This is a genomic window from Streptomyces sp. NPDC056160 (genome assembly GCF_042268205.1).
Lineage (GTDB): Bacteria > Actinomycetota > Actinomycetes > Streptomycetales > Streptomycetaceae > Streptomyces.
The window spans coordinates 1-13,646 of the sequence record NZ_JBHJUW010000016.1; the positions used below are offsets into that span (position 1 = coordinate 1).

11 protein-coding genes are annotated in these 13,646 nt (G+C 71.8%); 1 reads left to right on the plus strand and 10 read right to left on the minus strand.

Annotated features, from left to right (window positions below; translation table 11 throughout):
* Positions 1-57: 57 nt before the first annotated feature.
* The 6 genes from ACFC02_RS08405 to ACFC02_RS08430 all read right to left on the minus strand — a co-directional run bounded on the left by ACFC02_RS08405 (position 58) and on the right by ACFC02_RS08430 (position 5,948).
* Complete coding sequence (locus ACFC02_RS08405) at positions 58-1,698, minus strand: beta-N-acetylhexosaminidase (protein WP_376353989.1); 1,641 nt, start codon at positions 1,696-1,698, stop codon at positions 58-60.
* A 4-nt stretch (positions 1,699-1,702) separates the two neighbouring features.
* A complete protein-coding gene (locus ACFC02_RS08410) occupies positions 1,703-2,548 on the minus strand; it encodes a carbohydrate ABC transporter permease (RefSeq protein ID WP_360972469.1) in 846 nt (281 codons plus the stop codon).
* The gene (locus tag ACFC02_RS08415; RefSeq protein ID WP_376353991.1) at positions 2,545-3,498 is read right to left on the minus strand and encodes a carbohydrate ABC transporter permease; all 954 of its coding nucleotides are present in this window, start codon (positions 3,496-3,498) and stop codon (positions 2,545-2,547) included. Before ACFC02_RS08415 ends, ACFC02_RS08410 begins: the two co-directional genes overlap by 4 nt.
* Entirely contained in the window at positions 3,495-4,805 is a 1,311-nt protein-coding gene (locus tag ACFC02_RS08420) for an extracellular solute-binding protein (RefSeq protein ID WP_376353994.1), read from the minus strand. The genes ACFC02_RS08415 and ACFC02_RS08420 overlap by 4 nt, the downstream gene beginning before the upstream one ends.
* Positions 4,806-5,062: 257 nt before the next feature.
* Positions 5,063-5,347, minus strand: coding sequence for a DUF3039 domain-containing protein (locus tag ACFC02_RS08425; protein WP_360972473.1), 285 nt, complete (start codon positions 5,345-5,347; stop codon positions 5,063-5,065).
* 28 nt (positions 5,348-5,375) lie between these two features.
* Entirely contained in the window at positions 5,376-5,948 is a 573-nt protein-coding gene (locus ACFC02_RS08430; protein ID WP_360972474.1) for a YqgE/AlgH family protein, read from the minus strand.
* A 274-nt stretch (positions 5,949-6,222) separates the two neighbouring features.
* On the opposite strand from ACFC02_RS08430, the gene murA reads away from it, so the two are divergent.
* Entirely contained in the window at positions 6,223-7,569 is a 1,347-nt protein-coding gene (gene murA, locus ACFC02_RS08435; RefSeq protein ID WP_360972475.1) for a UDP-N-acetylglucosamine 1-carboxyvinyltransferase, read from the plus strand.
* 189 nt (positions 7,570-7,758) lie between these two features.
* On the opposite strand, the gene ACFC02_RS08440 is transcribed toward murA, so the two are convergent.
* The 4 genes from ACFC02_RS08440 to ACFC02_RS08455 form a co-directional block, all read right to left on the minus strand.
* A complete protein-coding gene (locus tag ACFC02_RS08440) occupies positions 7,759-8,040 on the minus strand; it encodes an HU family DNA-binding protein (protein WP_037862537.1) in 282 nt (93 codons plus the stop codon).
* Positions 8,041-8,414: 374 nt separating this feature from the next.
* Entirely contained in the window at positions 8,415-9,854 is a 1,440-nt protein-coding gene (locus tag ACFC02_RS08445) for an NAD-dependent malic enzyme (protein ID WP_360972477.1), read from the minus strand.
* Positions 9,855-10,291: 437 nt separating this feature from the next.
* Entirely contained in the window at positions 10,292-12,727 is a 2,436-nt protein-coding gene (locus tag ACFC02_RS08450; RefSeq protein ID WP_376354000.1) for a HelD family protein, read from the minus strand.
* Positions 12,728-12,893: 166 nt separating this feature from the next.
* Positions 12,894-13,583 (minus strand): CGNR zinc finger domain-containing protein, encoded by a 690-nt coding sequence (locus ACFC02_RS08455; protein ID WP_376354002.1) that lies wholly within the window; start codon positions 13,581-13,583, stop codon positions 12,894-12,896.
* Positions 13,584-13,646 lie beyond the last annotated feature (63 nt).

Consider the following 13,646-nt stretch of genomic DNA (forward strand, 5'->3'; position numbering starts at 1 on the left):
CTGCCGCCCGGCCCGCCGCTGCCCCGGCCGCCCGCGCCCCCTGCGTGCCCCGCCCCGCTACCGGACCGGCGGCGGGCCGTCCAGCGGGCGTCCCAGGACGCCGGGCCTGCGCTGCCAGGGGTGCGGTCCGGCGGGCGGGCGGTAGCCGACGCCCAGGGCGTCCAGGCGCCGGTAGTGGCCCGCCATCCGCCGCTCGAAGTCGGCGAAGTCCCGCTCGCCCGGCGCGGGCAGGGTGCTCCAGGCGACCTCGGCGAAGGCGGCCAGCCGGGGGAAGGCCTGGTAGTCCACGCGCGCGGGGCTCTCCATCACCTCGGTCCACACGTTGGCCTGGGCGCCCAGCACATGGCCCGTGTGCTCGGCCTCCAGCTCGGCCGGAACCGGCTCGAAGCGGTACACGTCCTCCAGGGTGCGCACGAAGCCGATCGGTACGGGTTCGTCCGCGCCCGCGTCCTGCCGGTGGTCCAGGTACACCTGCTGCTCGGGGCACATGACGACGTCGTGGCCGGCGCGCGCGGCGGCGATCCCGCCCGCGTAGCCGCGCCAGGACGCGACGGCGGCGCCCTCGGCGAGGCCGCCCTCCAGGATCTCGTCCCAGCCGATGAGCCGGCGCCCGCGCGCGGTGAGCCACTTGTCGAAGTGGCCGATGAACCAGGACTGCAACTCGTCCTCGTCGGCGAGTCCGAGTTCCTCGATGCGGGCCTGCGCGGTGGCCGACGCCCGCCACTGCTCCTTGGGGCACTCGTCGCCGCCGATGTGGAAGAAACCGGAGAACGGCGCGGCGTCCGCCGGGAACAGTTCGAGCAGTTCCTCGAGGACGCCCTCGTAGAAGCGGAGGGTGGCGTCGGTGGGGGCGAGGACGTTCTTGCTGACGCCCCAGTCGTCCCAGACGGTCAGGGCGGTGGTGTCGACGACGTCGGTGTTGCCGAGTTCCGGGTAGGCGGCGATGGCGGCCTGCGAGTGCCCGGGTACGTCCACCTCGGGGATGACGGTGATGTGCCGCTCGGCGGCGTAGGCGACGATCTCGCGGATGTCGTCCTGGGTGTAGTGGCCGCCGTGCGGCTTGTCCTCCCACAGGGGGGAGGCGCGGTGGCCGTACTTCGTCCGGGAGCGCCAGGAGCCGGTCGCGGTCAGCTCCGGGTACCGCTTGATCTCGACGCGCCAGCCCTGGTCGTCCGTCAGGTGGAAGTGCAGGACGTTGAGTTTGTGGGCGGCCATCAGGTCGAGGTAGCGCAGGACGCCGTCCTTCGGCATGAAGTGCCGGGCGACGTCCAGCATCAGGCCGCGCCAGCGGAAGCGGGGGGTGTCCTCGATCTCGGTCAGCGGCAGCCGCCACCGTCCGCCGGACAGCGGGGCGCGCCGGAAGGCGGCCGGGCCGAGGAGCTGCCGCAGCGTCTGGGCGCCCCAGAAGAGGCCGGCGGGGCCGCCGCCGGCGAGGTCGGCGCCGTCCGGCGTGACGGCCAGGCGGTAGCCCTCGGCGCCGAGGTCCCGGGCGACGGCGTCGTCCAGGCGCAGGCGCAGGGCGCCGTCGCCGGCCGGCGCGGGGGCGAGCGGCAGTCCGGTGGCCGCGCCGAGGGTGGCGCGCAGCCAGCGTTCGGTGCGGCCGGTGCCCTCGCCCGCCGTCACCGTGGTGCCGGGGCCCAGTTCGAAGAACCGTTCCTCGTCGGTCGTCGTACGTCCTGGCTGGGGGATCACGTCCATCACGTCAGTCCTTTACCGCTCCGCCGAGGCCGGAGACGAGTCGTCGTTGCACGAGTACGAAGAAGACCAGTACCGGGATCGTCATCACCGTGGAGGCGGCCATCACACCGCCCCAGTCGGGATCGTCCGGTTTGTAGAAGACCAGCAGCGCCATCGGCAGCGTCGACTGGGAAGTGTCGCTGATGATGAACGACTTCGCGAAGAGGAAGTCGTTCCAGGTCGAGATGAAGGAGAAGACGCTGGTGGCCACCAGTCCGGGGAAGACCAGCGGGAAGAGGATCTGCCACAGGAAGCGCGCGCGGCTCGCGCCGTCGATGAACGCGGCCTCCTCCAGGGCTTCCGGAACGGCTTTCACGAACCCTCTGAGCATCCAGATCGCGAACGGCAGCGAGAAGGCGATGTGGGGCAGGATCAGCGATCCCAGGGTGTTGAGCTGGCCGAAGTCCCGCATCAGGAAGAAGAGCGGGATGGTGAGCGCTTCCACGGGCACCATCTGGGCCACCAGGAACAGGATCAGCAGGGTGGTGCGGAACCGGAAGCGGAACCGGGTGACGGCGGTCGCCGCCAGGAACGCGATCAGCGCGGAGGCGATCACGACGGTGCCCGCGACGAGCAGGCTGTTGAGGAAGTAGCGGCCGAACTCCTGTTGCTGGAAGACCCGTCGGAAGGAGTCCAGCGAGGGGGACGCCGTCCAGGGACGCGGCTTCGTCGACTCGATCTCCCCGGCCGGTTTGAAGGCGCTGAGCACCATCCAGTACAGCGGGAAGGCGACCACGACCGCGACGATCAGGGCCGACGCCTCGGCCGCGAGCCGTCCCGGGCGGCGCACCCGTACGAGCGGAAGGTTCACAGCTCCTCCCCCTGGCGGCGCAGCAGCCGCAGGTAGACCAGGGTCACGGCGAGCAGGATCAGCAGCATGACGACGCCGATCGCGGAGCCGAGGCTGTACTGCGAGGAAGCGAACGCCTTCTGGTAGGCGTAGACGTTCAGGACGAGGTTCTGCCCGGCGATGCCGCCGCCGCCCGTCATGACGTAGATCTGGGTGAAGACCTTGAAGTCCCAGATGACGGACTGGATGGTGACGACGACCAGGATCGGGCGCAGCATCGGTGCCAGCACGGAGCGCCAGATGCGCCACTGGGAGGCGCCGTCCAGCGCGGCGGCCTCCAGCACCTCGGCGGGGACGGCGCGGATGCCGGCGTAGACGGTGACCATGACGAACGGGAAGGAGCACCAGACCACTTCGAGCAGGACGAGGAGGAAGGCGCTGTAGCGCCCGTACGTCCAGGAGTGGTCGCCGAGCCCGAGGATCTTGTTGACGGGCCCGAAGTCGGCGTCGAAGAGCAGCAGCCAGACCGTGGAGCCGGTGACCGCCGGGGTCGCCCAGGCGCCGAGGGCGGCGAGCATCAGTGCGAGGCGCGGCACGGCGCGCACCCGGGTGAGGAGCACGGCGAGCGCGCAGCCGACGGCGAGCGTGCAGAGCACGCAGGCCGCCGCGAACACCACGGTGGCCACCAGGACCCGCCAGAACTGGTCGTCCCCGAACAGTTCGGCATAGTTCCCCAGGCCCTGGAAGGTGGCCGGCTTCCCGCCGCTGACCTGGGCCTGGGTGTACTCCAGGAAGGAGATCAGGCCGAGCTGGTAGACGGGGTAGACGAGCAGTGCGCCGAGGACGACGAGGGCGGGGGCGAGGTACAGCCAGGGGGTGGCGGCGCCGCGCTTCGAGGGGCGCGCGCCGCGGCGCGCCGGCACCCTCGACCGCCGCACCGCGACCCCCGGGCTCGTGGTCGAACCCGTCATCCGGCGGTGCCGAACACGTCGTTCATCTTCTTCGCGGCGTCTCCGGCGGCGGCCTTGACGTCCTTCTTGCCGCTGACGACCTCCTGGAACATGGTCGGCAGCACCAGCGAGGAGTCGATCTGGGCCCAGGCGGGCGTGGCCGGGACGAACTCGGTGCCCGCGGCGAGGGTGTCGACGAAGGGCTTCACGTACGGAGTCTTGGCGGCGGCCTGTCCGCGTACGTCCTTGAAGGTCGGCAGGAAGCCCATCGCGTCGAACATCTCGGCCTGGGTCTTCTTCGAGGCGAGCCGCTTCATCAGGTCCACGGCGAGGGTGCGGTGCGAGGTGCTCTTGAGGACGCCGATGTTGTTGCCGCCCGCGAAGGCCGGTGCGACGGAGCCGGGCTTGACGCCGGGCAGCGGCACGACGGCGTACTTGCCCTTGGCCACGCCGGCTTCCACGGCCTGGTGGCTGAAGTCGCCGCCGATCGCCATGGCCGCCTTGCCGGCGGCGAAGGCGGTGATGGTGTCGTTGCCGGTCATGCCCGCGCACTTGGCGGCGGGGCAGTTGTCGTCGCCGAACAGGGACGTGTACTCCTCGATGCCCTTGCGGGCCGCGGGGCTGTCGATGGCGGAGGTGTAGGAGCCGGACTTGCCGGTGGCGATCCGGCCGCCGTTGGCCCAGATGAAGGGCATGGCGCCGTAGGTGTAGGCGCCGCCGACTGCGAGGCCGTACAGGCCGGGCCGGGCGGCCCGGACCGTGTGGGCGGTGGTGGCCAGTTCGTCCAGGGTCTTCGGCGGCTCGAGGTGCAGTTCCTTGAAGACGTCGGTGCGGTAGTACAGGGCGCGGACCCCGACGAAGTAGGGGGCGCCGTAGATCTTGCCGTCCACGGTGACCGACGTGCGGGCGGTGGGGTCGGTGTCCCTGGCCTCGTCCCAGGCGTCGAACTCCGCGGTGACGTCGGCGAGTCCGCCGTCCTTGACGTAGCCGGCGGTGTCGGTGTTGCCGTACTCGATGACGTCGGGGGCGCTCTTCGGGTCGTTGAAGGCGGCCTTGATCCGCTGGGCCCGCGTCTCCACGGGGATGTACTCGACGCTGACGTCGGTGCCGTCGTGGGCCTTGCGGAAGTCCGCGAGGACCTGCTTGACCACCTGTTCCTTCGGCTTGTTGGAGACCTCCTGGAACAGCCAGACACGCAGGGTCCCGGTCTTCTCGTCCTTGCCGGAGGAGGAGTTGTCGGACGTCTGCGGGGCGCAGGCGGTGGCGGTGAGGGCGGCGGCGGCCAGCAGCAGGGCCAGCCGTCCGGAAAGTCTTGCGGAGAGCTTCATGGAGCCATTCCTCCGGTCAGGGTGTTGCAACATGCGCAATGACGGTTTTGCTCTGCACAACACCACGGAGGCTAGGGACTCGGTGAACGCGCCGACAAGAGGTCTCAACCACTCTGTGACCGCACGACGCACCCTGTGCAACGCCGGACAGCACAAAGGCCCCCCAAGCGCGCGAAACGCACTCGGGGGGCCCGGTCGGCCCGGCGGGCGGCGGAGGCGCACACGCCGCCTCCTGCCGCCGCCTCAGCGCGGGGGCGCTACTTCTTGTCGCCGCCCTTGCCCTGGTCGCCGCCGCCGCTCATGGACTCGTAGATGTCCTTGCACAGCGGGCACACGGGGTACTTCTTCGGGTCGCGGCCCGGCACCCACACCTTGCCGCACAGCGCCACGACGGGCGTCCCGTCCAGGGCGCTCGCCATGATCTTGTCCTTCTGGACGTAGTGGGCGAAGCGCTCGTGATCGCCGTCTCCGTGGGACACCTGCGGCGTCGGCTCTACGAGGGTCCCCGTTCCAGTGCCGCGCTCGGGCTCGAGAGTGCTCATACGGCAAGGGTACTGAAGCGCACGGGCATCAGTTGAGCGACGGGTCGTCCGGGTAGGTGGCGACCATCGCCAGTTCGTTGCGCTGACGGCGCAGCACCTCGCGCCACAGCCGCTCGGGGGCCGGGGAGGAGACGTCGCCCGGTTCCGACTCGACGACGTACCAGGCCCCCTGCCCCAGCTCGTCCTCCAGCTGGCCGGGCCCCCATCCCGCGTACCCGGCGAAGATCCGCAGCGAGCCGAGGGCGGAGGCCAGCAGCTCGGGCGGGGCCTCCAGGTCGACCAGGCCGATCGCGCCGTGCACCCGGCGCCAGCCCAGCGGGGCGCGCTCGCCGGGGCCGCCGCCCGGGATGACGGCGACGCCGAGTGCGGAGTCCAGCGAGACCGGGCCGCCCTGGAAGACCACGCCGGGCTCCCCGGCGAGGTCCGCCCAGCCCTCCAGGATGTCACCCACGTCGACGGGGGTGGGGCGGTTGAGGACGACACCGAGGGAACCCTCCTCGTCGTGGTCGAGGAGGAGCACCACCGCGCGGTCGAAGTTCGGGTCCGCCAGGGCGGGCGTTGCCACGAGCAGCCGCCCTGTGAGCGAGGACACCTCGGTCATGCCAGACATGATCCCGCATCTTCCCCTGGCGTGGGGAGCCAATCCGGCTACCGGAGTGAGGGCGCGCACGGGGTACGGGAGCGTCGCGGGCGCACGCTCTCGGCGGTGACCGTGCGTGTCCACCGGCCGACCGTTCGTGTTGTGACACAGCCATGACGTTCCGGGCGGTGCACGGGCTTTCGGTTGCGCGCTCCCCCGCGATTAGTCTGTCTCTCCGGCCCCCTGCCCGAACCGACCGGCCGGCACCTGCCCAACTCATCGGAACGCGAGATACATGACCGTCAACGGCACTGATGACGTACTGCTTGTCCATGGCGGAACCCCGCTGGAGGGCGAGATCCGGGTCCGGGGTGCGAAGAACCTCGTACCGAAGGCGATGGTCGCCGCTCTGCTGGGCAGCGAACCGAGCCGACTGCGCAATGTGCCGGACATCCGGGACGTGCGGGTCGTACGCGGTCTGCTGCAACTGCACGGGGTGACGGTACGTCCGGGTGAGGAGCCGGGCGAGCTGGTGCTCGACCCGACCCGGGTGGAGAGCGCCAACGTGGCTGACATCGATGCCCACGCGGGTTCCAGCCGTATCCCGATCCTGTTCTGCGGGCCGCTGCTGCACCGGCTGGGCCACGCGTTCATCCCCGGCCTCGGCGGCTGCGACATCGGCGGGCGGCCCATCGACTTCCACTTCGACGTGCTGCGGCAGTTCGGCGCGACGATCGAGAAGCGGGCGGACGGCCAGTACCTGGAGGCGCCGCAGCGGCTGCGCGGCACGAAGATCCGGCTGCCCTACCCGTCCGTCGGCGCGACCGAGCAGGTGCTGCTGACGGCGGTCCTCGCCGAGGGCGTCACCGAGTTGTCCAACGCGGCCGTCGAACCGGAGATCGAGGACCTGATCTGCGTCCTGCAGAAAATGGGCGCGATCATCGCGATGGACACCGACCGCACGATCCGCATCACCGGTGTGGACAAGCTCGGCGGTTACACCCACCGCGCGCTCGCGGACCGCCTGGAGGCGGCGTCCTGGGCGTCCGCGGCGCTGGCCACCGAGGGCAACATCTACGTCCACGGCGCCCAGCAGCGCTCGATGATGACGTTCCTGAACACCTACCGGAAGGTGGGCGGGGCGTTCGAGATCGACGACGAGGGCATCCGCTTCTGGCACCCCGGCGGGCAGTTGAAGTCCATCGCGCTGGAGACGGACGTGCACCCCGGCTTCCAGACGGACTGGCAGCAGCCGCTGGTGGTGGCCCTCACCCAGGCGACCGGCCTGTCGATCATCCACGAGACGGTCTACGAGTCCCGCCTCGGCTTCACCTCCGCGCTGAACCAGATGGGCGCGCACATCCAGCTCTACCGCGAGTGCCTGGGCGGCTCCGACTGCCGCTTCGGCCAGCGCAACTTCCTGCACTCCGCGGTCGTGTCGGGCCCGACCCGGCTCCAGGGCGCCGACCTGGTCATCCCGGACCTGCGCGGCGGCTTCTCCTACCTGATCGCCGCCCTCGCGGCCCAGGGCACCTCCCGCGTCCACGGCATCGACCTGATCAACCGCGGCTACGAGAACTTCATGGACAAGCTCGTGGAACTGGGCGCGAAGGTGGAGCTGCCGGGCCAGGCGCTCGGCTGAGACACCCCGGCCACCCGGCCCCGGCCGCGACGCCCCCCCCCGGCCGGGGGTCCGGGGGTCGCTCGGTCGAGGGGTGCCCGGCCGGGGGTGTGTACGACGATGGGGCGGCCCCCGTGGAGGGGGCCGCCCCATTGACGTTGTCGGCCCTGCCGGGCCCCGTACGCCGTCCCGTGGCGTACGGCGGCAAGGTCACTTGCCCTTGGCGGCTTCCTTCAGCTTGCTGCCCGCGGAGACCTTCACGCTGTAGCCGGCCGGGATCTGGATCGGCTCGCCGGTCTGCGGGTTGCGGGCGGTGCGAGCGGCACGGTGGGTGCGCTCGAAGTTCAGGAAGCCAGGGATGGTGACCTTCTCGTCCCCCTTGGAGACGATGTCGCCGACGACGTCGGCGAACGCGGCCAGCACGGCGTCGGCGTCCTTGCGGGTCACCTCGGCGCGGTCGGCCAGCGCGGCCACCAGCTCACTGCGGTTCATGTTGTTACTCCCGTGTTCTTCTTGCCGTTGAGGCGTGCCACGCGGCAAAGCCGCATGTTGGGCCAGCCAAGCCGATGCTGCCAGGGCCCTCGGGGGTCCCCGGACCCGGGTCCCTCGTCAGACCCTCGCGCCCAGGGAGGCATCCTGCCCCCACCTGCGGCGGGAAAGCCAATCCGGCACCCGTAGGAGTCGTGAGAACACCCTTGGGAGTCACACGAAAAGAGGGCCCGCGCCTGGCCAGCCACGATAAGGCGCACCACTGACAGCGTCCGCCACGACGCGCCGGTCCACGGCGCGTCGTGGCGATCGTCACGCTCGGGGACCGGCGCCCCCGAACACCCGCTCCGACCGGTTCACCCGGTTCGTCCGGTTGGTCAGATTCCGGATGTGCTGCTGGTCACCGCGCTCGCGCCGGCCGCCTTGGCGGCCTCCCGGACGGCACCGGCCACGGCTCCCGCGACCTTGTCGTTGAAGACGCTGGGGACGATGTAGTTCGGGTTCAGCTCGCCCTCGGTCACCACGTCGGCCAGGGCCTGCGCGGCGGCCAGCATCATCTCGGTGTTGACCGTGCGCGACTGCGCGTCCAGCAGGCCGCGGAAGACACCCGGGAAGACCAGCACGTTGTTGATCTGGTTGGGGAAGTCGGAGCGGCCGGTGGCCACGACCGCCGCCGTCTGACGCGCGATCGCGGGGTCGACCTCGGGGTCGGGGTTCGCGAGCGCGAACACGATCGCGCCGTCCGCCATGGCGGCCACGTCGTCGCCGTCGAGCACGTTGGGCGCCGAGACGCCGATGAAGACGTCCGCGCCCCGCACGGCCTCCTTCAGGGTGCCCGTGAGGTTCTCGGGGTTGGTGTTGTCGGCGATCCAGCGCAGCGCCGACTCGGGGGCGGCGTCGACCAGGTCCTCGCGACCGGTGTGCACGACGCCGTGGATGTCGGCGACCACCGCGTTCTTCACGCCCGCGGCGAGCAGCAGCTTGAGGATGGCGGTGCCGGCCGCGCCGGCGCCGGACATCACGACCCGGACGTTCTCGATGGGCTTGTCCACCACGCGCAGGGCGTTGGTGAGGGCGGCGAGCACGACGATGGCGGTGCCGTGCTGGTCGTCGTGGAAGACGGGGATGTCCAGCGCCTCGCGCAGCCGGGCCTCGATCTCGAAGCAGCGGGGCGCGGAGATGTCCTCCAGGTTGATGCCGGCGAACCCGGGGGCGATCGCCTTGACGATCTCGACGATGGCGTCGCTGTCCTGGGTGTCCAGGCAGATCGGCCAGGCGTCGATGCCGGCGAACCGCTTGAAGAGGGCCGCCTTGCCCTCCATGACGGGCAGCGCGGCCTTGGGGCCGATGTTGCCCAGGCCCAGCACCGCGGAGCCGTCCGTCACGACCGCAACGGAGTTGCGCTTGATGGTGAGGCGGCGGGCGTCCTCGGGGTTCTCGGCGATCGCCATGCAGACGCGGGCCACGCCCGGCGTGTAGACCATGGAGAGGTCGTCACGGTTGCGGATGGGGTGCTTGGACGCCATCTCGATCTTGCCGCCGAGGTGCATCAGGAACGTACGGTCGGAGACCTTGCCGAGCGTGACGCCCTCGATGCCGCGCAGCTTCTCGACGATCTCGTCGGCGTGCGCGGTCGAGGTCGCCGCGATAGTGACGTCGATCCGGAGCTTCTCGTGGCCGGACGCGGTGACGTCGAGGCCCGTGACCGAGCCTCCGGAGGACTCCACAGCGGTGGTGAGCTGCGAGACGGCCGTTCCGCTCGCGGGCACCTCCAGCCGGATGGTCATCGAGTAGGAGACGCTGGGCGCCGTTGCCATGGCCGACTTCCTCTGCTTTCACCGTGTCGCGAAGTTGTGCCGTCCGATCGTCGCACCTACCCCTGAGTACGTGGTAGTCGCCCCGGGTTGCGGACTTTGTGTTCACCGGAGCGTCCACCAGGAGGTGCCAGTGGGTACCAGAAGGTGGTGCCATTTTCGGAAAGTGACTTCCACCATACGAGAGATCACGCTGTCGCGGTAGGTGCCCACGCAACAAAAGAGGCCCACGTCACATTCCTCGTGACGTGGGCCTCTCGTGAGGCTTGTGACACCGACCCGCCATGCTCGCCTCGCGGCAAGTGGTCGCTCGTAGCGACGAAGGTTGGGCCCGGGGGCTTGGATCGGGCCGGTGCCACACCAAGGCTAACAAACGGATCCGGTAAGGCCATTCCCCTGGGCTAGGTTCCTTCTCCCCGCCACCCGCGCGGGCCCCGCGCTCAGTCCCGCAGCAGGTCCGGCACCCCGGCCGCGTCCGGCTCGTCGCGCTCGCCGGAGACCACCGTGAGCTGCTGGGTGGCGCGGGTCAGGGCGACGTAGAGCACGCGCAGGCCGGCCGGTGACTCGTCGGCGATCTCCGCGGGCGAGACGACGAGCGTCGCGTCGTACTCCAGGCCCTTCGCCTCCAGGCTGCCCAGTGCCACCACGCGGTCCCCCAGGCCCGCCAGCCAGCGGCGGGCCTCCTCGCGCCGGTTCATGGCGACGACCACGCCGACCGTGCCGTCCACCCGTTCCAGCAGCCGTTCGGCCTCCGCCCGCACGGTGGCGCCCGGGGAGTCCCGGACGACCGCGAAGCGCGGCTCCACGCCGGTGGAACGCACCGCGGAGGGCGAGCGGGAACCGGGCATGGCCAGGGCGAGCACCTTGGCGGCCAGCTCGGCGATCTCGGCCGGGTTGCGGTAGTTCACCGTCAGCTCGAAACGGCGGCGCGGGCGGGTGCCCAGGGCCTCGTCGCGGGCCTCGGCCGCCTCGTCCGGATCGGACCACGAGGACTGGGCCGGGTCGCCGACCACCGTCCACGTGGCGTGCCGGCCGCGGCGGCCCACCATGCGCCACTGCAGCGGCGTGAGGTCCTGCGCCTCGTCGACGATGACGTGGGCGTACTCGGTGCGCTCCTCGGCCAGCCGCTCGGCGCGCTCGCGCTGCGACTCCTCGCGCACCGGCATCAGCTCCTCCAGGCCGGTGAGCTGGTCCAGCGGGTCCAGCTCGCGCCTCTTGCGCGGCCGGGCCGGGGTGCCGAGCAACGCCTGGAGCTCGTCGAGCATCGCGATGTCGTGCACGGTGTACCCGTCCCGCTTCAGCGAACGGGCTACCTTGCGCACCTCGCCGGGGTTGAGGACCCGGCGGGCCCAGCGCCCCAGGCGCCGTTCGTCGGCCATGGCGGCGAGCACCGCGCGCGGGGTCAGCTCGGGCCACCAGGCGTCGAGGAACGCGACGAAGGAGTCCTCGCCCGTCACGTCCTCGTCGAAGGAGGAGCGCAGCTCGGCGGCCAGCTCGGGGTCGGTGTGCCGGGCGGCGGCCCCCGACTGCTCCCACAGGGCGTCGAGGAGCAGTTTGCGGGCGCGCGGGCGCAGCAGGTTGACCGGTGCGGTGCCGCCGAGGGCGGTGCGCCGGACGCGGTCCAGGTCCGCGGCCTCCAGTTCGAGACGGCGGCCGAAGGCGACCACCCGCAGCCGGGTCGGCGGACCCGCGGGAGCCGCCGTCTCCTGCTCCGCGTCCGGGTCGTCGCCGAGGGTCAGCTGCCCGGCGGGGGCGTTCACGCCCTGCCGCGCGCCGGGGCCGGTCTCCAGTGCGCCCCGGGCGGCCTTCCGCAGCACCTTCAGCATCCGGTACGAGCCCTTGGCGCGGGCCACGGCCGGCGAGTCGTACAGCGTGGCCTCGACGCCGTCGACGAGCGAGCCGATCGCCCGGATGGCGACCTGCCCCTCCTCGCCGAGGGAGGGCAGCACGCCTTCCGTGTACGCCACGAGGAGCGGGGTCGGCGAGACGATCAGGATGCCGCCCGCGTAACGGCGGCGGTCCTGGTAGAGCAGGTAGGCCGCCCGGTGCAGCGCCACCGCCGTCTTGCCCGTGCCCGGGCCGCCCTCGACGTAGGCCACCGAGGCGGCGGGGGCCCGGATGACGAGGTCCTGCTCCGCCTGGATGGAGGAGACGATGTCCCGCATGCTGTGGCTGCGGGCCCGGCCGAGCGCGGCCATCAGCGCGCCGTCCCCGAGGGCGGGCAGTTCCCGGCCGTCCAGGTAGGCCCTCAGCTCGGGCCGCATCAGGTCGTCCTCGACGCCGAGCACGCGCCGCCCCTTGGAGCGGATCACCCGGCGGCGCACGACCCGGCCGGGATCGACCGGGGTGGAGCGGTAGAACGGGGCCGCGGCGGGCGCCCGCCAGTCGATGACCAGCGGGGCGTAGTCCTCGTCCAGGACGCCGATGCGGCCGATGTGCAGGGTCTCGGCGATGTCGGCGGTGTTGTCCTCGCGCACGGCGCCCTCGGCCGGTTCCACGGCGGTGTAGGCCCCGTCGGGCCCCTTCTTGCCGTCCTTGCCGAGGAGCAGGTCGATCCGGCCGAAGAGGAAGTCCTCGAACTCGTTGTTCAGCCGGTTGAGGTGGACGCCCGCCTGGAAGACCTGCGCGTCGCGCTCGGCCAGCGCGCCGGGCGTGCCGACCTGGCCGCGCTGTGCCGCGTCCCGCATCAGGAACTCGGCCTCGTGGATCTTCACTTCGAGGCGCCGGTACACCCGGTCCAGGTGTTCCTGTTCCATGCTGATCTCCCGGTCCCGGACCGAGTCCTGCTCCGCGTCGCGCACCGCGTCGCCCGTGGCGTCGCGCGTGGCGTCGTGAACCGATTCGACCGCGGAATCCTGTTGAGCCTGAGCGGCCACCGGGCCCCCTTCTGACGTGCTGGGCAGCCGTCAACCGTACGCGAAGGGGACCCACTGGCGGAAGCCGGACCCGGCCGTATCCGAGCATCGGCCCCGACCGGATCTGCGGGGGCGGCCTGCGGAGCGGTGAGCAGGGGCCGGGGGGACGGTCGAGGACGCGGGCGGCTCAGGTGCGGGCGAGGGCGGCGCGGCGGCGGTGGCGGGCGACCCGTTCGCGGTTGCCGCAGACCTCACTGGAGCACCAGCGCCGTCTGCGTCCCCGGGAGGTGTCCAGGTAGACGATCGGGCAGTTGTCGCCCGCGCACCGGCGCAGGGCCGCCCGGGCGACGGGGTCGGTGAGCAGTTCCAGCGCGTCCCGGGCGACGGCCGCGAGCAGGGCGGCGCACTGGGGCGGAGCGGCCAGGGCGCGCACGAGGGTGCCGTCCGCACGGCGTACGGCGCGCGGGGCGGGCGGGGCGGCGCGGGCGGCCTCGTTGACGCGGGCGAGGGCGAGGTCGCGGGCGTGGGAGAGGTCGCGGGCGAGGTCGCGGGCGTGGGAGAGGTCGTGGGCGTGGGGAAGGTCGTGGGCGCGGGGGTCCGGGCGCGGGGGTCCTTCGAGGTGCCCGTGGACCAGGTGCCCGATGTGCCCGCGCAGTTCGCGGAAGGCGGCGAGCCAGGCGAGGTCGGCGTGGGCGAGACCGGTGCCCGGCGGGACCAGGCCCGCGCCCGCGATCCACGCGCGCAGCGGCGGGAGGGAGTCGAGCCGTTCCTCGGGATGGGTGGTGGAGAGGAGGTCCAGGCAGATCCGCCCGGCGTCGAACCGCAACTCGTGGGGGACCGTGTCCGTGGCCGTCTCCGGGGCCGTACCCAGTGCCATGTGCCTGTCACCGCCTAGGGGCGACACCCCGGCCGGCCGCGGCGGACCGGGCGGCGGGGTGCT

What these genes read in the sequence shown, in the direction of transcription:
- ACFC02_RS08405 (WP_376353989.1), bottom strand. Translation starts at nt 1,698, where the DNA reads ATGGACGTGATCCCCCAGCCAGGACGTACGACGACCGACGAGGAACGG.
- ACFC02_RS08415 (WP_376353991.1), bottom strand. Translation starts at nt 3,498, where the DNA reads ATGACGGGTTCGACCACGAGCCCGGGGGTCGCGGTGCGGCGGTCGAGG.
- ACFC02_RS08420 (WP_376353994.1), bottom strand. Translation starts at nt 4,805, where the DNA reads ATGAAGCTCTCCGCAAGACTTTCCGGACGGCTGGCCCTGCTGCTGGCC.
- ACFC02_RS08425 (WP_360972473.1), bottom strand. Translation starts at nt 5,347, where the DNA reads ATGAGCACTCTCGAGCCCGAGCGCGGCACTGGAACGGGGACCCTCGTA.
- ACFC02_RS08430 (WP_360972474.1), bottom strand. Translation starts at nt 5,948, where the DNA reads ATGACCGAGGTGTCCTCGCTCACAGGGCGGCTGCTCGTGGCAACGCCC.
- murA (WP_360972475.1), top strand. Translation starts at nt 6,223, where the DNA reads ATGACCGTCAACGGCACTGATGACGTACTGCTTGTCCATGGCGGAACC.
- ACFC02_RS08440 (WP_037862537.1), bottom strand. Translation starts at nt 8,040, where the DNA reads ATGAACCGCAGTGAGCTGGTGGCCGCGCTGGCCGACCGCGCCGAGGTG.
- ACFC02_RS08445 (WP_360972477.1), bottom strand. Translation starts at nt 9,854, where the DNA reads ATGGCAACGGCGCCCAGCGTCTCCTACTCGATGACCATCCGGCTGGAG.
- ACFC02_RS08455 (WP_376354002.1), bottom strand. Translation starts at nt 13,583, where the DNA reads ATGGCACTGGGTACGGCCCCGGAGACGGCCACGGACACGGTCCCCCAC.